We start from the raw sequence: 19,909 nt of genomic DNA, 5'->3' as shown, positions 1-19,909 counted from the left end.
ACATATCAAAACGCTAGAACCGGGTCGAGATTCCGAAGTTCCAGTGCTGAATGCGGTCAGACGCTTCCTTGACCACAGGTTCGGCGTAGTCGATCCGCAGCGGGCCGAAGGGCGATAGCCAGATCAGGCTCGCGCCCACCGACGCCCGCCACTCCATATCTGTGCCCGCCGCAACATCGATATCGCTGCCATAGAGCGTGCCTGCATCGGCAAAGACGGCGCCACGGATTCCGAGGCTCTCAGGAAGGATCGGCATCGGGAACTGCGCCTCTGCCGAGGCGTGGAGATAAGTGGTACCGCCCAAATGATCACCCGTATCAGGATCGAAGGGGCCGATCCCGTTATACTTGAAGCCACGGATGATCCGGTCATTGCTTTGGAAATGATCGAAGACCCGCAGCGGATCGTCGCCAAAAGCGACAATGTGGCCACCACCGGCGGAGACGAGGCCGACAAGATCAAGCTCTTCCGACAGCGTGTGGTAGTAGCTCGCCCGCCCCGAAACCTTCACGAACTGCGCATCGCCGCCAAGGCCCGCGACTTCCGTGGTCAGCGTGGCGTAAATGCCGTCGCGCGGTACCTGGAAATTGTCGAGCGTGTTGTAGGTGATGGTTCCGCTGACGGATGACTTCACCCACTTCCCGTCGTCGATTGCATCCTGAATGATCGGAGAGATGGGACATGCGGGTATCGGGCCCGGACAGTCCTCCGCACCATCACCATAGGAATACCTCTCCTGCGTGTAGTGGTACGCGAGCTGAGTCGACAGCGCTTCGGTAATCGGAAGGCCGAACCGGACGGTCGCGCCGGTTGTCTCCCGCTCATATATGTCCCGCGCCGCCGCATTGGAGTAGTTGCGGCTGTTGCGGAAGATGTCGAAGCCGGCCGAAATGCGCCTGCCAAGGAAATAGGGCTCGGTGAAGGAGAAGGTGTAATCGCGCGAGTCGCGGCCACCGGCTGCCGAGAGGCGAATGAACTGGCCCCGGCCGAGAAAGTTACGCTCCGTGATCGAACCTTCAAGCGAGAAACCATCACCGCCACTCGCTGACTCGCCCGTGGTGTAACCTGCACCGATGGAAAATTCGCCCGTCGGCTTTTCGACCACGTCTACCACCAGGATGACCTGGTCGGGCTGCGAGCCCGGGACGGTGGCGATGTTGACGACCTCAAAGAACTGCAGCCGCTCCAGCCGCCGCTTGGCGCGCTGGATGAGCACCTGATTGAAGGCATCGCCTTCGCTTACATCGAACTCGCGGCGAATGACATAGTCGCGCGTGCGGTTGTTGCCACGAATTTCTATCCGCTCGACATAGGCGCGCGGACCCTGGTCGATGGAATAGACCACGGAGATCGTCCGGCTCTCAAAATCCCGATTGCCGCGCGGAGTGACCTCGGCAAAGGCATAGCCCGATCCAGCCAGCTCTTCTGTAAGCGCAACAATCGTTGCTTCGACATTCTTGGCGCTATAGACAGCGCCTTCCCGGGTCTCCAAGGCCGACTGCAAGCCAGACACGTCGATTCCGGGAATGGTCGACTCGATGCTGACATCGCCAAAAGTATAGCGTTGCCCCTCCTCGACCGTGAAGTTGATCGTGTACTTGTTGTCGATCAGTTCCGCCGATGAGGAAATGACACGAAAATCGGCATAACCGCGATCGTAATAGAAGCGGCGCAGCGCCTCCTCATCAGCGCGCAGGCGATTTTCGTCATAGATGTCGTTGCGCAGGAGGAAAGAAAGGACGTTCGAAGGTTTGGTTGAGACGACATCGCGCAGGCGCCTGTCGCTAAATGCGCTGTTGCCCACGAAATTGACGGAAGCGATCTTCGTCCGGTCCCCTTCCTGGATGTCGAAGATAACGTTGACCCGACCGTCGGAAAGCTCCTGAACACGCCCCTGTACCATCGCGTCGTCACGGCCGATCCTGCGATATGCCTCGCGGATAGCCTCCGCATCGCTTTCCATGAGCTGTGCAGAATAGGCGCGGCGGGGCTGAAGCTGAATAGCCTGGGCTAGGTTCACGTCCTTGATCTTGCTGTTGCCCTGGAACAGCACCTGATTGACGATCGCGTATTCGTCAACCTGCACCACCAGCGCGCTGCCCACCTGCCTGATGGAAACATCGGCAAAGAGCCCGGAATCAAACAGCCGCTTCACGGCCTCGTTCACGTCAGCCTGGGTGAAGTTCTGGCCCGGTCTGATGCCGAGCTGCTGCCGTATGGTGTCGGCGTCAACGCGTCGGTTCCCCTGAACCTCGATGCGATTGACCACTGCGGCCACGGCCGGAGCAACTGTCGCCAACTGCGCGACCATCGTTCCACTCACGACAAGGCCGGCAGAAAGAGCTACCGCCGAAACAGCGCTCATCAATCTGAAAGCTGGCATCATTTGGCCAAAAAACCTTCTATTCTCGTTGTCCCCACCGCGAGAGAATCCAGCATTGCGGGCAAGTAGCCCTCCCGTATTAGCCGGAAATTCCACACACGCAAGGTTTCTGGTTAATTTGTGCTTACCTGTACCCCGATGCGTGTCTTTCGCGCCACGCTATTGACGGACGTGGTAAACGGCGCCTCAACAACATCCCTGCGCGAACCTTTCCTTTGTACATCGGGAATCGCAGATGTTTCAGCATCCAAACAGATCGTTCCAGAAGACGAAACCCATAAAAATGAGAACCATCAGCATTCCCGCCCGGTAGACCACCTCCACCACTTGCTCTGGTACAGGCCGGCGCATGACCGCCTCCATTCCGTAAAACAGGAGGTGGCCGCCATCAAGCGGGGGGATGGGCAAAAGGTTGAGGATGCCGATGCCCGCCGAAAGCAGCGCGACAAGCTGAACAAGCCATTCAAAGCCCAGACTTGCAGCCCGACCTGCCATGTCGGCGATCTTCACTGGACCGCCAAGCTGACAACGGTCTTCCCGGCCGGCAACCAGGCGTTTCATGAACTGCCCGGTCCGCACGATGATGCTCCATGTTTCCTCGACCCCGGCAGCGACGGCCTCCAGCGGACCATATTCGATCTGGCGCGGCTGCCCCACTTCCTGGTTGTTGACCACGCCGATGATGCCGATGCGGATGGTGTTGCCGAGCGCATCCTGCTGCTCAGTGAGTTCCGGGGTGGCTGTCGTACGGAACTGCTGCCCGTCCCGCTCCATGACGAAAACCAGCGGATCACCGGCGCGCCCGGAGACAATGCGTTGTACGTCGCCGAAGGTCTCGATTCTCACGCCGTCGACTGAGATGAAGCGATCGCCCGGCAGGATGCCGGATTCAGCGGCAGGGCTGCCGGGACGGACTTCGGCCACCATGGGTTCGACCACATAGCGGCCGAACATGGCGAACATGATGGAGAAAACCATGACGGTGAGCAAAAAATTGGCGAAGGGGCCAGCAAAGACAGTCGCCGCCCTTTTCCATACCGGCTGGAGATGGAAGGCGGAACGGCGCTCCGTATCCGTCAGCTTTTTCAGGCTTGCCGGATCCGGCTGGCTAGTGGAGCTGACATCCCCCACGAACTTGACATAGCCACCCAGGGGAATTGCGGAAATCTTCCAGCGTGTCCCCTTGCGATCCGTAAAGCCTGCAATCTCCGGACCGAAACCGATAGAGAATGCCTGGACGCCGATGCCACACCAGCGGCCGACGAGATAGTGCCCCAGCTCGTGTACGAAAACGACGACCGTGAGAACGAAAAGAAACGGGACGATGGTTCCCAAAAGGAACTCGACCAGTCCGAGTAATGAGCCAGCTATATCACCCAAGCTTTTGTCCCTTGACGTGAATTCATCACGTTCTGCCAATTTCCGTCAAAAGGCGGCGACTCCGTGACAGAAGCATTACGCCACTCCGACCATTATTCAGGCCGATACGAAACCTGTGGGCGTGTGCCCGGGCGAAAAGAGCGCAACCATCAGATAGAGAAGAACAGCCGCGGCAACAAGCCCATCCACCCTGTCCATCACACCGCCATGGCCGGGGATGAGCGATCCCGAATCCTTCACGCCGCGGCGCCTCTTCATTGCAGATTCGAAAAGATCACCAGCTTGCGATACCACCGACAGAAGAACGGCGAGAAAAAGGGCGAGGACGAGCGAAAACGCTGAACCCAAGAGCCACAGCACCACCGCTCCTGCGGCCGCGCCTCCTATCGTTCCACCGATGGCGCCGCTCCATGTCTTGCCCGGGGAAATGGATGGTGCAAGCTTCGGCCCGCCGAGCGCCCGGCCGGTGAAATAGGCCAGAGTGTCGGTTGTCCACACCACGGCGTAGAGGAAAAGGATGATTATCAATCCTGCCTCGTCCGCTCCACGCAGATTGGCAAGCGCAAGCCCCGGTGCGCCGGCATAGACAAGCCCGCCGGCCGTCCAGATGCCGCTGCCTGCAAGCCAGGAGAAAAGTAGAACGATAAGGACCGCAGCGGTGAGTAAGGCGAATGGAAGCAGAGCGGGAAATCCCATAAGCATCGCCACCAGAGCCACCACAAGCCCGGCCCATGCAATCATCGCAACCCGGCGGCTTCCTGCACCACCCATTGCTGTCCATTCGTAGAAGATGAGGAGCGAAAGAGCTGCAGTAAAGATGCGAAAAGCCGGGCCACCCGCAACGGTTAAAGCCAGCGCGCCCGCTCCAAGAATAACGGCCGAAATGATACGCAGCCGCAAATTCCGCTGGCCGCTCCCACTCATTCCGGCCTGCGCAGTGTCACCGGTCACGGACGGAACTCCATACTGGCATCCCAATGCGTCAAGTCCGGACCGCCTCCCTTCTCACCGCAGGAAACATGATTCCTCGTTGGACAGCAGGCCTCAAGAGACTGCTTCCTGCTGAGCCACGCTGCCGAACCTACGCTCCCTCTCCTCGAAGACTCGAATCGCAGCGGCAAGGTCGTCTTCGCTGAAATCCGGCCAATTGCAGTGCAGGAACACAAACTCCGCATAAGCCGCTTGCCACAAGAGAAAGTTGGACAGACGCTGTTCGCCGCTCGTGCGTATGATGAGATCAGGCTCCGGCATTCCTGCCGTGTCGAGCCTCGCTTCGAAATCCTCCTGTGTGATCAGCGCGGGATCACAGCGCCCCGCCAGAGCGTCGGCAGCAAGCGCCTGGGCGGCTCGCAGGATCTCGTCACGGGCGCCATAGTTGAAGGCGACGATCAGATTCATGTTGGTGTTCTGCGCAGTCAGGCTTTCCGCCTCCACGAGCAATGCTGCAATATCAGGCTCCAGGCCCTCACGGCTTCCAATGACACGGACACGTACCCCGTTCTGGTGCAATTCGGCCAGATCGCGCCGGATGAACAACCGCAGAAGCCCCATGAGGTCCGATACCTCTGCCTTGGGGCGCGACCAGTTCTCCGAGGAGAAGGCATAGACCGTCAGCCATTCAACGCCCATTTCGCCAGCAGCACGAACGGTCCGCCGCAATGCTTCAACGCCCGCGCGGTGTCCAGCTGTTCGCGGCAGGCCACGCGCGCGCGCCCAGCGCCCATTGCCATCCATTATGATCGCGATATGCGCGGGCTTCACCGCATGTTACCTCTCGGTTCCAAGGTCCGCGGCAAGCGGGCCGACGCCCCTTTGAGGATCGTTACAGGCAGGCCACGCACGACAGGCACTCAGACCTGCATGATCTCCACTTCCTTCTCGTCCAGAAGCGCGTCGATGGCGGCGATCCTTTCATCCGTCATCTTCTGCACCCTGTCGGATTGGATGCGCAGTTCGTCTTCGCTGATCTCCCCGTCCTTTTCGGCCTTTTTGAGATGCTCCATGCCATCTCGGCGGACATGGCGCACCGCCACGCGGGCGTTCTCCGCATATTGATGAGCGATCTTCACCAATTCCCTGCGCCGCTCCTCGTTGAGTTCGGGTAGCGGAATGCGCAAGGTGGTGCCTTCAACAATGGGATTGAAGCCGAGATTGGCTTCTCGGATCGCTTTGTCCACCGCCTGCACCAGACCCTGATCCCAAACCGAGACGGAGATCATACGCGGCTCCGGCACCGAAATCGTAGCAAGCTGGTTGACCGGCATGGAGGCCCCATAGGCATCAACATGCACCGGATCAAGCAAGTTGGCGGAGGCGCGGCCGGTCCTGAGCGAGGCAATATCCTGCCTGAAGGCACTTACCGCGCCGTCCATGCGCCGGTTCAGATCATTGAAATCAACACCGTCAGGCATCTCTGGTTTCCTTCTTGCTCGAGGGTGCCGGGCTGTTGCTGACGACAGTGCAACGGCCGCCACCACGCAGGATCGCGCCGAAGCCACGCTCCTCATGTATGGAGAAAACGATTATCGGAATGTTGTTCTCCCGCGCAAGGGCAATCGCCGCCGTATCCATGATGGCGAGTCCCTCCCGTAGGACCTGTTCATGGTTGACATGCTCGTAGCGCACGGCGTTCCTGTCCTTGTGCGGATCGGCCGAATAGACGCCATCCACCTGCGTGCCCTTGAAAAGAGCATCCGCACCGATCTCCGCCGCGCGAAGAGCAGCCGCCGAATCAGTCGTGAAAAAGGGGTTGCCGGTCCCTCCGGCGAAAATCACCACTTTCCCCTGGTTGATGTAGCTCATGGCCTTCCGCTGCGAAAAGCTTTCGCACAGCTCCGGCATGGCGATGGCTGACAACACGACTGCATCTACGCCGATCTTGACAAGCGAGGTGCGAAGTGCCAGCGAATTTATCACCGTGGCGAGCATGCCCATATGATCGCCGGTCACCCGGTCACCCCCCTTGGAAGCGACGGCCACGCCGCGGAAAATATTGCCGCCGCCGATGACGACGCCCACCTCCACTCCAAGAGAGCGCGCATCAGCGATGTCGGCGGCTAAACGGTCGACGACGGCAACATCGATGCCGAAGCCCTGCTTTCCCATCAAGGCTTCACCGGAGGCTTTCAGGACAACGCGCCGGTAACGTGGGTTCACGGTTTCCTCTTTTCTGGCTAGACTGCCGGCCAGCACTTCTCTGCCTGGTCTGGCTACACGAAGGGCGCCGCGTTGTCACGCGGCGCCCTTCATTCATACCTCGTAAGTGAGGACCCTAGCTCTTCACCGCAGCAGCAACTTCCGCGGCGAAATCCGCTTCTTCCCGCTCCACGCCCTCACCGAGCGCAAACCGCTGGAAAGCCGTGATCTTGGCCGGCGCGCCAATTTCCTTCTCGGCTTCCTTGAGCGCGCTCTCAACGGTCAGATCCGGGTTGATGACGAAAGCCTGCTTCAAGAGGACCACCTCTTCAAAATATTTGCGCAGGCGGCCTTCGACCATCTTCTCGATGATATTCTCCGGCTTGCCGGACTGACGGGCCTGATCCGCAAAGATCGCCTTCTCGCGCTCCACCAGGGCTGGGTCAACATCCGCTTCGGTCAGAGCAAGCGGGCTGGTCGCGGCCACATGCATGGCAACCTGGCGTCCGAATTTGCGCGCGGCTTCCACATCGCCTTTGGTCTCAATGCCAACGAGGACGCCAATCTTGCCGAGGCCGTCTGCGACGGCGCCGTGGACGTAGGTCGCAACGACGCCCTTGCCGACACTCAGCTTGGCGACACGTCGCAGTTCCATATTCTCACCAATGGTGGCGATTGCGTCACGAATGGAGTCCGACACCGCTTTTCCAGTAGAGGAAAGCGTTGCTGCCGCAACCGCATCCACGCTGCCCGCAGTAGCGAGCGCCGCATCGGCAATGGCGTGGACCAGATCCTGAAACGCCTCGTTGCGGGCCACGAAATCCGTCTCGGAATTGACCTCGACCATGACGGCGCTGTCTGTCCCGGATGCGATGCCGATCAGTCCTTCCGCTGCGGTGCGGCCGGATTTCTTGTCAGCCTTGGAAATGCCCTTCTTGCGCAACCAGTCGACCGCAGCCTCAAGGTCGCCGCTGGTCTCCGACAGCGCGGTCTTGCAATCCATCATGCCTGCGCCCGTCATGTCGCGCAGTTGCTTGACCAGTGCTGCTGAAATGCTCATTTTCGCCTCTTCATATCCGGGTTTCGAGGGCCCGCCCCAGAAAGGGGAAGGACGGCTGTCCTTCCCTGTCCAATTGATCTTTATTCCTTGGCCTGCGCCGCAGCTTCCTCGGCCTGCACTTCTCCCGCAGGGACAGCTTCGGTGGTCGGCTCATCCAGCGCAGGCTCCGCCGGTGCCTCTACGGATCCGCCCAGGTCGATGCCGAGCGCGCCCTGCTGGCGTTCAATACCATCGATGGCCGCTTTGGAAATCAGATCGCAGTAAAGGGCGATAGCGCGAGCAGCGTCGTCATTACCAGGAATCGGATAGTCGACGAGGTCCGGATCACAGTTCGAATCGATGATGGCGATCACCGGGATTCCCAGTCGCCGCGCCTCCTGAACAGCGATCGCTTCCTTGTTGGTATCGACCACAAACATCATATCCGGAGTTGAGCCCATGTCCCGGATACCGCCGAGCGCGCGCTCCAGCTTATCGCGCTCGCGCTCCAGATTGAGCCGCTCCTTCTTGGTGAAACGCAAGCTCTCGTCAGCCAGCATCTCATCGAGCCGGCGCAGGCGCTGGATGGAATTGGAAATCGTCTTCCAGTTGGTGAGCATGCCGCCCAGCCAGCGCGAGTTCACATAATATTGGGCGCAGCGTCGCGCCGCATCGGCAACGATATCGGAAGCTTGGCGCTTCGTTCCGACAAACAGCACACGACCGCCCTTGGCCACGGTGTCCGACACCGTCTTCAAGGCCTGGTGCAGAAGCGGCACCGTCTGACTCAGATCAATGATGTGGATGTTGTTACGGGCACCAAAGATGTATGGATCCATCTTGGGGTTCCAACGATGAGTCTGGTGTCCGAAGTGTACGCCCGCTTCGAGAAGCTGACGCATGCTAAAGTCTGGCAAAGCCATTGCATAATCCTTTCCGGTTGAGCCTCCGCGGACCGCAGGCGCGATTGCGCCACCGGAGGTGTCCGCCAGATGTCTTCCGGCTGAAACCCAAAGTCCGCGTGTGGAATGGCCGCGCATATAGAGCTATATACAGGCAAATGCAAGCCATCTAGGCTTTTGCACGCCTTTCCCGCCAGGGTTTTTGTCCTCAGCGGGCGTCCTCTACGCTGCATTCCTCATCCGGCTCAAACAGCGCAAGATTGGTGAGTCTGGCGGTCATGGAGTAGTCCCTGTATCGAATCACCATGTCGCGCTGAATTCCGCTTTCATGGAGTTTGAAGCTGACGTTGTAGTCGCTCGTCTCCTCACCTTCTCCTGCTTCCTTGCCGTCGAAATAGGCCGCTGTGACCGGCCGGAACTCTGCCGATGCGAGCGCGCCCAGCACCGCCTTTTCCGGGTCGCTCTCAGCTACAGGCGCAGGCTGGCCGACCACGACCGAAACAAGGACAGGAGCTTCGGCGTATTCCGTGCCATCGAATATGGCGCTTTCATAGAAGCGCTCACCGGCCTCCGCCTTGTCCAGGAGCTCACGAAGCTGCGCGGTGGGGAAGAGAACCGGCGCGAGGGAAACCTTCTTCCGCTCCGGTCTTTGATATTCAATCAGCGTGCCAGACGGCTCCCTTCTTGCAGTGCCCCTGACCTCGTTCTCCAACTCCTGGTCGATGAAAGAGCGCGTGACGAAGCGGAACGTATCCCCTTCCGCATCCTCGAAGCTCATTACCCGTTGATCAATAACGCTCGTTCCCTCAGTCATCTCAAAACGCATGACAATACGGGACTGAAGGGTATAGCCTTCACATGAGGTGCCGGAGAACTCGAAAACCCACCGGCCGGTTAGTTGCTGGATGTCCGATTCGTCATTTGTATCGGCCAGCGCAAGATCGTAGACCGCCCTGTGCGGTAGAAGGGTTCGAGCATCCGCTGCAGCAGAAGCGGTGAGACTGAGCAGTGGTATGATCGCGAACAAGGCGCGGGATGACAGGCACATGGGAAATCTCCGTTGTGGAGGCGTTTTATAAAAATCGTCCCCGTCAGTCACTGAGAAGTTCGCCATGCGCTAGAAGTATCATGCATGGCCATCTGCGAGGAGTTCAATGAAGAACACGATAGAGAAACGTTTGCTTGAGCTTGGAGTGGAGCTTCCTGAGCCTGGCAAGGCCGTTGCCAACTATGTTCCGTGCGTGGAAACGGGCAATCTGCTCATCACGTCCGGACAGCTACCAATGAAGGACGGCAGGCTGATGGCCATGGGTCTGCTTGGCCGCGAACTTGGGACAGAGGCTGGCAAGCTGGCGGCAAAATGGTGCGCGGTCAACGTGCTTGCCCAGGCACAAGCTGCACTGGGCGATCTGGAACGCATCCGGCGAATCGTGAAGATCACCGTATTCGTCGCATCAACCCCTGATTATATTGAGCAGCATGTTGTTGCCAACGGCGCGTCGGATTTTCTTGTCGCTGCGCTCGGCGACAAGGGCCGCCACGCTCGCTCGGCCGTCGGCACGGCTTCGCTGCCGATGAATGCTCCCGTCGAGATTGAAGCGATTATAGAGATCGACTGATGAACGCAACCGTGGGAGAGCTTTCCTGGCTGACTTCCCGGCCCATCGCGCATCGCGGGCTCCATGATATGAACAAGACTCGATGGGAGAACACCCGCGCAGCCTTTCGGGCAGCCGTCGAGCGCAACTACACGATAGAGTGCGACGTGCATCTGGCGTCGGACGGAGTTCCCGTAGTCTTCCATGATGAAGAGCTAGCACGGCTTACGGGCGGGGATGGTCGCATCTGGCAAAGGACGTCAGCCGAAATGGGAGCGCTGCGTGTCGGCGGCACAGCCGAGCAGGTTCCCACGCTCTCGCAGCTACTTGAACTGGTCTCAGGCGCCGTCCCGCTTATCATCGAACTGAAGGGCGTCGCCGGTCACGATACCGGCTTGGTGGATGCAGTTCTCGGCAGTCTCTCAAGCTATAAGGGCCACGCCGCCCTGATGTCCTTCGATCACTGGATTGTCCGCGATCTGGGCCGGAAAAGCGGTAACCTGCCGGTTGGCTTGACCGCCACCGGGTCCTCGCCCTCCGATATGGAAGCCCATTTCTCCATGCTTGCAAATGGCCTATCCTTCGTCTCCTATGACGTCTCCAACCTGCCCAATGCGTTCGTCAGCTTCGTTCGTGAGCGCCTTTCACTACCCGTTATCACGTGGACGGTCCGTAACGCCGAAGATGCACAGAAGACCCTCCGCTATGCCGATCAGATGACTTTCGAAGGATTCGATCCTTGAACGGGTGAAAGCCTCGCCCATTTCGCCTATGTTCGGAGATATTGGATTTCCGGACCGCAATGAAAACCAGCCAGGCAGCCACTATTGCGATAGCGCAAAGCCTCGACGACTTTTCCAGGGAGGAATGGGCGAGTCTGGCTGGCGCCACCTCCGGAAGCGCCGATTACAATCCCTTCATCTCTTATGACTTCCTGAAGACGTTGGAGGAAAGCGGCTGTGCCACACGCGGGACCGGCTGGCTCGGCCAGCATCTTCGTCTTGAAGACGCCGACGGAACGCTGCTCGGCGCCGTGCCCTGTTATCTAAAGTCACACAGCCAGGGCGAATATGTCTTCGATCATGGATGGGCGGATGCGCTGGAGCGCGCCGGTGGGCGGTATTATCCCAAGCTCCAGGTGTCTGTACCCTTCACCCCCGCTACCGGGCCACGCCTACTTGCAAGTCGCATGGCCAACAAGGATGCCGTTCGCCAAGCGTTGGCGGAAGGGCTGCGGATGGTGGCAGATCGGCTTGGCGTTTCTTCGCTACATGTTACCTTTGCACCCCAGGACGAGGCAGAGGTGCTGGCGGAAGCCGGCTTCTTGCGGCGGACGGACCAGCAGTTCCATTTCTTCAATCAGGATTACCGTTCCTACGATGATTTTCTGGGCACTCTCACCTCGCGCAAGCGTAAGGCGTTGAAGAAGGAGCGGCGCACCGCGTGCGAGGCTGGAATCACCATCGACTGGCTGACGGGGCGCGACCTGACGGAAGCCGTATGGGACGACTTCTTTGGATTTTACATGGAAACCGGCAGCCGCAAATGGGGCCGCCCCTATCTCAACCGCCGCTTCTTCTCCCTCATAGGAGAGCGCATGGCTGACGACATTCTGCTGGTGATGGCCAAACGCGCCGGGCGCTACATCGCTGGTGCCATCAACTTCATTGGCGGCGACACGCTCTACGGCCGCAACTGGGGATGCATTGAGCATCACCCCTTCCTGCATTTCGAGGTTTGCTATCATCAGGCAATCGAATTCGCCATTGGAAGGGGCCTCAAGCGCGTGGAGGCCGGGGCGCAGGGCGAACACAAGCTGGCCCGCGGCTATATTCCGGTGACGACACATTCCGCCCACTACATCGCCCATCCCGGCCTCAGGCGAGCTGTTGCAAACTATCTTGACCACGAGCGCCACGAAGTGGAGATCGTCGGTGAGATGCTCGCAGAGCACACGCCCTATCGCAGGTCTTAAGAAGAACACAAAGATTGTTCCGCCTTGACGGCGCAGCCATCGCCAACAAACATCGCACCAACACAATCGGAAACGAGGGCGAAAAATGACAGCCAGCTACGACGAGGCCAATCCCTTCGCAAAGATCCTCCGCGGCGAACTGCCCGCGCACAAGATCTTCGAAGATGAGGAAACGTTCGCCTTTATGGACATCATGCCCCGTGGCACAGGGCATTGCCTTGTCATCCCCAAACGGCCCGCTCGCAATTTGCTCGATGTCGATGACGAGGCACTTTCGGCCGTCATGCGCACGGTCCGCCGGGTCGGTCGCGCCGCAATGAAGGCCTTCGAGGCTGACGGACTTACCATTCAGCAATTCAACGAATCGGCAGGCGGACAGGTCGTCTTTCACCTGCACTTCCATGTCCTACCCCGCTTTGCAGGCGTAGCCTTGCGCCCGCATACCGGAGAGATGGAAAACCAGGAGGTGCTGGCAGAGAATGCGAGCAAGATACGCAAGGCGCTGGAGAACGAACCGGAAGGCTGATCGTGGACATTCCTGTACTGGTCATCAATCTCGACCGTTCCCCCGACCGGTGGGATGGGCTGTCGGCGCGTGCCGCTGAACTGAGAATTGTCCCGGAAAGAGTTGCCGCCATGGACGGCAATGCTCTTCAGCCTCATGAGCGCAAGGAACTTGACGTCAGAAAGTTTCAGCTCTGGCACGGGCGCAGGCCGATGGGTGGCGAATATGGATGTTATATGAGCCATCTTCGCGCCCTTCGCCGGGTAGCAGAGGCGGAGTGGCCATTCGCCGTCATTCTGGAAGACGATGCCGACTTCCTTCCTGATTTTGCAGCCCGCGTCGAGGCATGCACACGGCTCAGCCCCCAGCCTGATATCGTGAAGCTGTACAATCACCGAACCAAAGGCTTTATCCACAAGGTCAGGACCGACGTGGGTGACAGCGTTGGCCGTTGTATCCATGGGCCTATGGGGTCATCAATGGGCTATCTCGTCTCCCTGGAAGGAGCGCGCAAGCTTTTGGCAAGAACGCTGCCCATGTTCCTGCCGTTCGATATAGCGCTTGAGCGTGACTGGGCGCACGGAGCGCGCGTCTATGTCACGCAGATACCGCTGCTGAAACCAGCAAGCCGGACCTCCACGATAGGGGGTTACAGCAAAACGAAATTTCCCTTCTACATGCGGCTTCCCACCGCCCTTTTCCGCGGACAGGATTATATTAGGCGGGCGCTTTACGCAGCTTTCAACTAAGAGGCTTTCCGAACCCTCCCCCAGAACTCGACTTTCTGCAAGTGCAGCAGCATCATCGTCAGGAATATCGCAATCAAAGCAATGTTGCGGTCCGCCAGGAGCACTCCGTGTAGTGAGCCGTAGGTTGTGAGCGACACCAGGAAAAGCACCAGCGCCTGGCGGATTTCAGGCAAGCCGCTCGCCCAAAGCTTCCAACTTACCGCAACAAAGAATCCCAGCATGAGCGCAAGGCCCAGGCTGCCTCGAATGCGAAGCTCGTCCAGGATGAAGTTGTGCACGTGAATGTAGTGGGCAAAGATGGGGCGCTGATCCGGCGGTATCCCAAGCTGGATTTCCTCCATGCTGCTTTCACCGCCGCTGCCAAGGATTGGATAATGGCTGATGACGTCTAACGCCTGTTGCCAGAGTACGAGCCGAATCGACAATCCAGTCAATTCCTGATCTTGCCGTCCCTCATTGAAGTGTAACGCCGAATCAAACTCCGTCAGGGTGTATTCGAAACGGTTGGCAATGGAACTCGACAGTTCGTAACCGATCGCTGTGAAGCCCATTGCGAGGACGATGCCGAATGCCGCCAGCCCCTTCAATGGAAAGCGGAGTATCCCATCGAGCAGTTGGCGGCGGAATGCAAAAATATCGAAGAGCAGCCCTAAGAGGAAAATCGGCAGAACAGATCGGGTGCCGGTCATGATCACAGCAAACGCCGCAAGGTAAAACCAGAGCCGTGAATTCGGCAAGAGGCGCGGCGGGGAAGGCACTTGCATGCGGGCCAATACGCCGGCCACCGCAATCACGAAGGCTGTATTGGCGGCATTGCCTCCAAGACCCATCCGTTCCCCGCCTGCCAAAACTTCCAGAACGCCAATGAAGACGGCAAGTGCCAGCCCCACCCGCGAGCCCAATACAATCTGCCGAAGCGGATCCTTTACAAGGGTTACGCTGGGGAAAAAGGCGATGCCGAGCATGAGATAAACCGGATAGCCGATCCAGCGTATCTCGTCGGGAAAATTCCAATGAGCGACCCCCAGGACAATCGCGCCGATTCCGTAAAGGCAGGATCCTGTCGCATATACCGGATCGATATAACGCAGCGAACGGTGTCTGACGGCGATCAGGTAAAGACCGACAGTAAGGAAAAACCCGAAAATGACGATATCGGCTCTTATCTTCGACACCAGGCATGCCATCGCTGCCGCAAGCAACAGCGGATCATAATGTCTGCGCCAAAGGAGGAAACGGAGCATTGGGCGTTTTCCATGTGGCTTTAAACGCCTTCTCATCTTGAGGTCCGTTTCCACTGATTTTCCCTGTGTGCTGGCCGCCTTTGATGGGCAAAATGGTCAGGATGAAGCTGAAAGAAGCGACAAATTCAGCATATGGCGGGAAGCTAGGTTATGTCCATCAAGCAGCTGAATTGCGCAGGTCTCGTCACGCTGCCTCTGTCGTCCGCTTTACGATAGTTGCTGCAAGGTCACGGCCCTGCTTGAGCAACTGGAAAACAGCCCATTCCCCCCAGATTCAGCAGAACGAAAAAGGCGCGAAACTTTCGTCTCGCGCCTTGCGTCCGTATAGCTGGTCCCGCTCAGCCCTTACGCGGCAGTTGCGGGACGAGACTGCGTTTGGGAGGCTCCTTGCTTACCGGCGGTTGTTTTGCCTTCGCCTTCGTCTTCTTCGCCGCGGGCCGCTTTGAACCGGCGCCCTTAGGCTGCGGCGCCTCCCGCTTAGGCCTGACCGGCTGGTCGTCGGGGATGATCTCCAGCTTCAGACCGGCCTCGCCCGCTTCGTTCTTTTCGACCGTCACCTTCACGGTCCCACCGCGCTTCAATTTTCCAAACAGCACTTCTTCAGCCAGCGGCTTCTTGATGTGCTCCTGAATCACGCGGCCGAGAGGGCGCGCACCCATGCGCTCGTCATAACCCTTGTCGGCAAGCCATGCCACCGCCTCGTCGGACAGGTCGAAGGTGACCTTGCGCTCGGCAAGTTGAGCCTCAAGCTGCATGACGAACTTCTGCACGACTTGATGTACCACCGGAACAGGCAGCGACCCGAAGGGTATGATGGCATCAAGCCGGTTGCGGAACTCGGGTGAGAAGAGGCGGTTTATCGCCTCCATATCATCGCCTTCGCGCTTGGAGGAACCGAAACCGATCGCCGGCTTGGCGAGATCGGCGGCACCCGCATTGGTCGTCATGATAAGGATGACATTGCGGAAGTCGATCTGCTTGCCGTTGTGGTCGGTTAGCTTGCCGTGGTCCATCACCTGCAGGAGAATGTTGAATAGATCCGGATGCGCTTTCTCGATTTCGTCGAGAAGCAGCACGCAATGCGGATGCTGATCAACGCCGTCCGTCAGCAGCCCGCCCTGGTCGAACCCGACATAGCCCGGAGGCGCGCCGATGAGGCGGCTGACCGTGTGGCGCTCCATGTACTCCGACATATCGAAACGCAGAAGCTCCACGCCGAGGGAAGCGGCGAGCTGTTTTGCCACCTCGGTCTTGCCGACACCGGTCGGACCGGAGAACAAATAAGAGCCGATGGGCTTCTCGGGCTCGCGCAGACCGGCGCGGGCAAGCTTGATCGCCGAGGCAAGCGCCTCGATCGCCTGGTCTTGACCGTATACCACACGCTTAAGCTCGACCTCCAGCCCGGCAAGCACCTTCTCGTCATCCGCGGAGACGGTCTTGGGTGGAATCCTCGCCATGGTGGCTATCGTGTTCTCGATCTCCCTCACGGTGATCACCTTGCGCCGCTTGGACTGGGGCAGCAGCTTCTGCGAAGCGCCGGTCTCGTCGATCACGTCAATGGCCTTGTCCGGCAGCTTGCGATCACTGATGTAGCGCGCCGATAGCTCGACCGCCGCCTTCACGGCGTCGTTCGTGTATTTGACGCGGTGGAAGTCCTCGAAATAGGGCTTCAGCCCCTTCATGATCTCGATGGCATCATCCACCGTCGGCTCATTCACGTCGATCTTCTGGAAGCGGCGAACCAACGCCCTGTCCTTCTCGAAGAACTGACGGAACTCCTTGTAGGTGGTCGAGCCTATGCAGCGGATCGCTCCGGAAGAGAGCGCCGGCTTCAGAAGGTTGGAGGCATCCATCGCCCCGCCTGAGGTCGCGCCCGCGCCAATCACCGTATGGATCTCGTCAATGAACAGGATGGCACCGGGGAAATCCTCCAGTTCCTTCACGACCTGCTTCAACCGTTCCTCGAAGTCACCGCGATAGCGCGTTCCAGCAAGCAGCGTCCCCATGTCGAGGGCAAAGATGGTGGCGTCTGCCAGAACTTCCGGCACGTCACCCTCCACAATGCGCTTGGCCAAGCCTTCGGCAATGGCGGTCTTGCCCACACCGGGATCGCCCACATAGAGCGGATTGTTCTTGGAACGGCGGCACAGCACCTGGATGGTGCGATTGATTTCCGCCTCCCGGCCAATCAAGGGGTCGATCCGGCCTGCCCGCGCCTTCGCGTTCAGATTGACACAGTAAGCCGACAGCGCATCCTGCTGCTGTTTCTTCTTGGCCCCATCCTCCGTCTCCGCGCCCGCCGCAGGGCCTGCCTGATCCTCGTCGGCTCCGCGGGGCGTGCGCGACTCCGAAGCGCCGGGACGTTTGGCAATCCCGTGACTGATATAGTTGACCGCGTCATAGCGGGTCATCTGCTGTTCCTGGAGGAAATAGGCAGCATGACTCTCGCGCTCGGCGAAGATCGCTACAAGCACGTTCGCACCCGAAACCTCTTCGCGGCCTGAAGACTGTACGTGGATCACCGCCCGCTGGATGACTCGCTGGAAACCGGCTGTGGGCTTGGAATCCTCATCATAGCCGGTGACGAGATTGTCGAGCTCGGTGTCGATATAGTCGAGGACAGTACGCCTCAGCTCATCGAGATCGACGTTGCACGCCCGCATGACTGTGGCCGCATCATTGTCGTCGAGCAGCGCCAGAAGCAGATGCTCCAGCGTCGCATATTCATGGTGGCGTTCATTGGCATAGGTCAGCGCTTGGTGAAGCGCGCGTTCCAGGCCCTGGGAGAAAGCCGGCATCCATTACCTCATTTCTTCTCCATCACGCATTGCAGCGGATGCTGATGCTGACGGGCAAAATCCATGACCTGAGATACTTTTGTCTCGGCCACCTCGAATGTGTAGACGCCGCATTCGCCGACGCCGTGATTGTGTACATGCAGCATGATCCGCGTCGCTGCTTCACGGTCCTTCTGGAAGAAACGCTCCAGTACGTGAATGACGAACTCCATTGGCGTATAGTCGTCATTCAATAGCAGCACGCGGTAAAGACTTGGCTTCTTGGTCTTCGTTCGAGTGCGCGTGATGACCGCAGTGCCGCGCCCAGTGCCGTTGCCCTCATCGCCGCTACGGCTCATCCGCAAAGCGTCACTTGACATCTTGTTCTCGCCGATCGTCCTTCGTCCCATCTCGCCGCACCCATCCTGGCTGCTGCATGTAGGTGCTCGAACGACAATTTTAAGCCCTTCTGGCGTAGTGACAATACGGATTGCGTCACCCTTCTCGTCAATTTTCTGGGGAGCGCCCATCTGCCGCCTGGCCGCAATCGCCGTCACCCCAACCCGGGCCAATCTGACCGGTCCGACCTGAGCAGGCCCGTGTGTTCCTTATGTAGAAGGCGCAGCCGCTTTTTCAAAGGTGCGTTTTTTGAGCGCATGCCACGCAATGTCCACAGTTGAACAATAATCGCGAATAACAACCTGCCGTGTTCAGGCAGAAGCTCCCGGACAACCAAAAAGATAAAATGAGCCTAAAATGAACCTTGCCTTCGACTTTTTCCGTCAAGAAAACCCAAACCCTAACGAATTGGTAACGGCACCGCTCGTAGCGTCGCAAAAAGGAGTCTGCGCTTACGCGTGGAAGAAGTGGCTTTGAGCGAAAAGGGTTCCGTTGTGCGTCAGGCGTTTGCGGCTTTGAGAAGGCCAACCAGTAAAATTCTCAAGCTTGCCATGACGGCTATCATGGCAGCAACTCTCGCCGGGATCGCGGCAGCTCCAGCCGCGGCAAACCCGAAATATGCAGGGATCGTCATCGATGCCAAGACGGGGAAGGTGCTTTATGAAGACAGCGCCGATGCTCCGCGCTATCCGGCATCCCTCACCAAGATGATGACCCTCTATATGGTCTTCGAGGCGATGTCTTCGGGTCGCATCAACAAGAACACGCCTGTGACCTTCTCACGCAAGGCGGCTTCGGAGCCGCCGACGAAGCTCGGCGTAAAGGCAGGCGGCAGCATCACCTTGGACCAGGCTATCAAGGCGCTCGTCACGCGCTCGGCAAATGACGTTTCTACGGCTGTGGCCGAATTCATCGGTGGATCGGAAGAAAACTTCGCCAGGATGATGACAGCCAAGGCACGACAGCTCGGAATGAATTCCACAACGTTCCGCAATGCTCACGGCCTGCCGAACAGCGAGCAGAAGACGACCGCCCGTGATATGGCGCGGCTCGGCATCGCATTGCGCGAGCACTTCCCCCAGTACTACGACTACTTTTCGACCCGTTCCTTCACCTTCGCCGGCCGTCGCATCAACACCCACAACAATCTGCTGGGAAGCGTGAAAGGCGTTGATGGCATCAAGACCGGCTATATCCGGGCTTCCGGCTTCAACCTCGTGACGTCGGTTTCCACCGGCGGGCGCTCGATCGTTGCCGTGGTCATGGGCGGCAGGACGGCCCGCAGCCGCGACGCACACATGGCCGACCTAATCAAGCGTACCCTGCCCAATGCTTCCACTGGCAGCGAAAAGCTTCTGGTGGCGAAGGGGACCACCGTCACACCGGTCATAGCATCTGCTGCGAGCCGGAAAGCCGGCGTCGTCCTGCCTGGCCGGGCTCCGCTGCCCCAGGAGAAGCCGGAGGTACCGGTCACTGCCTACGCGGAGCAAGCACCAACGCCCGTCAAGGCAGCGCTGGCCGAAGCCATCGTTTCCGGCGGCGATCTCGACGAACTCAAGACCGCTTCCACTCCGGTAAAGGGTTGGGTCATTCAGGTAGCCTCCGCGCCGACGGAGGAGGACGCCCGCAAAGTGCTTTCCCATACCGCTGAGCAAGCTTCGTCCCTGCTGGCTGATGCCACACCCTTTACCGAAGTCTTCGTGCTGAAAGGCAAGACCTACTACCGGGCTCGCTTCGGCGGCTTCGAGAGCAAGACAGCAGCCTGGGATGCCTGCACTTCCCTGAAGCGGAAAAACGTCGACTGCTACGCTGTTCAGAACTGA

18 protein-coding genes are annotated in these 19,909 nt (G+C 58.9%); 6 read left to right on the top strand and 12 right to left on the bottom strand.

The annotated features are described in order from the left end of the window. Nucleotides 1–13: 13 nt before the first annotated feature. From bamA to HUS57_RS07185, 9 genes are all read right to left on the bottom strand, one after another. Nucleotides 14–2,386 carry an outer membrane protein assembly factor BamA gene (gene bamA, locus HUS57_RS07225; protein WP_173932174.1) on the bottom strand — a complete coding sequence of 791 codons (2,373 nt, stop codon included), beginning with the start codon at nt 2,384–2,386 and terminating at the stop codon, nt 14–16. 237 nt (nt 2,387–2,623) lie between these two features. Next, entirely contained in the window at nt 2,624–3,763 is a 1,140-nt protein-coding gene (gene rseP / locus HUS57_RS07220; protein WP_173932173.1) for an RIP metalloprotease RseP, read from the bottom strand. A 96-nt stretch (nt 3,764–3,859) separates the two neighbouring features. After that, the gene (locus HUS57_RS07215) at nt 3,860–4,687 is read right to left on the bottom strand and encodes a phosphatidate cytidylyltransferase (protein ID WP_173932354.1); all 828 of its coding nucleotides are present in this window, start codon (nt 4,685–4,687) and stop codon (nt 3,860–3,862) included. Nucleotides 4,688–4,807: 120 nt separating this feature from the next. Beyond that, entirely contained in the window at nt 4,808–5,524 is a 717-nt protein-coding gene (locus tag HUS57_RS07210; RefSeq protein ID WP_173932172.1) for an isoprenyl transferase, read from the bottom strand. Nucleotides 5,525–5,613: 89 nt separating this feature from the next. Next, nucleotides 5,614–6,174, bottom strand: a complete 561-nt coding sequence (frr, locus tag HUS57_RS07205) for a ribosome recycling factor (protein WP_173932171.1) — start codon at nt 6,172–6,174, stop codon at nt 5,614–5,616. Continuing rightward, nucleotides 6,167–6,919, bottom strand: a complete 753-nt coding sequence (gene pyrH / locus HUS57_RS07200) for a UMP kinase (protein ID WP_173932170.1) — start codon at nt 6,917–6,919, stop codon at nt 6,167–6,169. The genes frr and pyrH overlap by 8 nt, the downstream gene beginning before the upstream one ends. A 115-nt stretch (nt 6,920–7,034) precedes the next feature. Then, nucleotides 7,035–7,958 (bottom strand): translation elongation factor Ts, encoded by a 924-nt coding sequence (gene tsf / locus HUS57_RS07195; protein ID WP_173932169.1) that lies wholly within the window; start codon nt 7,956–7,958, stop codon nt 7,035–7,037. A gap of 80 nt (nt 7,959–8,038) precedes the next feature. Further along, nucleotides 8,039–8,860, bottom strand: coding sequence for a 30S ribosomal protein S2 (gene rpsB, locus HUS57_RS07190; protein ID WP_173932168.1), 822 nt, complete (start codon nt 8,858–8,860; stop codon nt 8,039–8,041). A 187-nt stretch (nt 8,861–9,047) separates the two neighbouring features. Then, nucleotides 9,048–9,887, bottom strand: coding sequence for a cell envelope integrity EipB family protein (locus tag HUS57_RS07185; RefSeq protein ID WP_173932167.1), 840 nt, complete (start codon nt 9,885–9,887; stop codon nt 9,048–9,050). 106 nt (nt 9,888–9,993) lie between these two features. On the opposite strand from HUS57_RS07185, the gene HUS57_RS07180 reads away from it, so the two are divergent. From HUS57_RS07180 to HUS57_RS07160, 5 genes are all read left to right on the top strand, one after another. Further along, nucleotides 9,994–10,458, top strand: coding sequence for a RidA family protein (locus tag HUS57_RS07180; RefSeq protein ID WP_173932166.1), 465 nt, complete (start codon nt 9,994–9,996; stop codon nt 10,456–10,458). An 11-nt stretch (nt 10,459–10,469) separates the two neighbouring features. After that, nucleotides 10,470–11,180 carry a glycerophosphodiester phosphodiesterase gene (locus HUS57_RS07175; RefSeq protein ID WP_173932353.1) on the top strand — a complete coding sequence of 237 codons (711 nt, stop codon included), beginning with the start codon at nt 10,470–10,472 and terminating at the stop codon, nt 11,178–11,180. A gap of 59 nt (nt 11,181–11,239) precedes the next feature. Then, nucleotides 11,240–12,412: a GNAT family N-acetyltransferase gene (locus HUS57_RS07170; RefSeq protein ID WP_173932165.1), complete on the top strand. Its 1,173-nt coding sequence runs from the start codon at nt 11,240–11,242 to the stop codon at nt 12,410–12,412. An 85-nt stretch (nt 12,413–12,497) separates the two neighbouring features. Next, on the top strand, nt 12,498–12,938 hold the full coding sequence (locus tag HUS57_RS07165; protein ID WP_173932164.1) for an HIT family protein: 441 nt from the start codon (nt 12,498–12,500) through the stop codon (nt 12,936–12,938). Nucleotides 12,939–12,940: 2 nt separating this feature from the next. Then, the gene (locus tag HUS57_RS07160) at nt 12,941–13,666 is read left to right on the top strand and encodes a glycosyltransferase family 25 protein (protein ID WP_173932163.1); all 726 of its coding nucleotides are present in this window, start codon (nt 12,941–12,943) and stop codon (nt 13,664–13,666) included. Here the strand turns inward: HUS57_RS07160 and HUS57_RS07155 are convergent. The 3 genes from HUS57_RS07155 to clpS all read right to left on the bottom strand — a co-directional run bounded on the left by HUS57_RS07155 (nt 13,663) and on the right by clpS (nt 18,067). Beyond that, nucleotides 13,663–14,910, bottom strand: a complete 1,248-nt coding sequence (locus HUS57_RS07155) for an O-antigen ligase family protein (RefSeq protein WP_173932162.1) — start codon at nt 14,908–14,910, stop codon at nt 13,663–13,665. The two genes, HUS57_RS07160 and HUS57_RS07155, sit on opposite strands and share 4 nt — an antisense overlap. Before the next feature lie 338 nt (nt 14,911–15,248). Further along, nucleotides 15,249–17,708: an ATP-dependent Clp protease ATP-binding subunit ClpA gene (clpA, locus tag HUS57_RS07150; RefSeq protein ID WP_173932161.1), complete on the bottom strand. Its 2,460-nt coding sequence runs from the start codon at nt 17,706–17,708 to the stop codon at nt 15,249–15,251. Between the two features lie 8 nt (nt 17,709–17,716). Further along, complete coding sequence (gene clpS, locus HUS57_RS07145; RefSeq protein ID WP_173932352.1) at nt 17,717–18,067, bottom strand: ATP-dependent Clp protease adapter ClpS; 351 nt, start codon at nt 18,065–18,067, stop codon at nt 17,717–17,719. Between the two features lie 582 nt (nt 18,068–18,649). Between clpS and HUS57_RS07140 the strand changes: the two genes are divergently transcribed. Next, nucleotides 18,650–19,909: a D-alanyl-D-alanine carboxypeptidase family protein gene (locus tag HUS57_RS07140; RefSeq protein WP_246727766.1), complete on the top strand. Its 1,260-nt coding sequence runs from the start codon at nt 18,650–18,652 to the stop codon at nt 19,907–19,909.

This window comes from Chelativorans sp. Marseille-P2723, from assembly GCF_902809845.1.
Lineage (GTDB): Bacteria > Pseudomonadota > Alphaproteobacteria > Rhizobiales > Rhizobiaceae > Chelativorans.
The sequence above is the reverse complement of the archived record's forward strand: the minus strand, read 5'-3'. Positions and strand labels throughout refer to the sequence as shown.

Coding starts and splice junctions, on each gene's coding strand:
- bamA (WP_173932174.1), bottom strand. CDS start 2,386: ATGATGCCAGCTTTCAGATTGATGAGCGCTGTTTCGGCGGTAGCTCTT.
- HUS57_RS07215 (WP_173932354.1), bottom strand. CDS start 4,687: ATGAGTGGGAGCGGCCAGCGGAATTTGCGGCTGCGTATCATTTCGGCC.
- frr (WP_173932171.1), bottom strand. CDS start 6,174: ATGCCTGACGGTGTTGATTTCAATGATCTGAACCGGCGCATGGACGGC.
- tsf (WP_173932169.1), bottom strand. CDS start 7,958: ATGAGCATTTCAGCAGCACTGGTCAAGCAACTGCGCGACATGACGGGC.
- rpsB (WP_173932168.1), bottom strand. CDS start 8,860: ATGGCTTTGCCAGACTTTAGCATGCGTCAGCTTCTCGAAGCGGGCGTA.
- HUS57_RS07185 (WP_173932167.1), bottom strand. CDS start 9,887: ATGTGCCTGTCATCCCGCGCCTTGTTCGCGATCATACCACTGCTCAGT.
- HUS57_RS07180 (WP_173932166.1), top strand. CDS start 9,994: ATGAAGAACACGATAGAGAAACGTTTGCTTGAGCTTGGAGTGGAGCTT.
- HUS57_RS07170 (WP_173932165.1), top strand. CDS start 11,240: ATGAAAACCAGCCAGGCAGCCACTATTGCGATAGCGCAAAGCCTCGAC.
- HUS57_RS07165 (WP_173932164.1), top strand. CDS start 12,498: ATGACAGCCAGCTACGACGAGGCCAATCCCTTCGCAAAGATCCTCCGC.
- HUS57_RS07155 (WP_173932162.1), bottom strand. CDS start 14,910: ATGCTCCGTTTCCTCCTTTGGCGCAGACATTATGATCCGCTGTTGCTT.
- clpA (WP_173932161.1), bottom strand. CDS start 17,708: ATGCCGGCTTTCTCCCAGGGCCTGGAACGCGCGCTTCACCAAGCGCTG.
- clpS (WP_173932352.1), bottom strand. CDS start 18,067: ATGTCAAGTGACGCTTTGCGGATGAGCCGTAGCGGCGATGAGGGCAAC.
- HUS57_RS07140 (WP_246727766.1), top strand. CDS start 18,650: ATGGCAGCAACTCTCGCCGGGATCGCGGCAGCTCCAGCCGCGGCAAAC.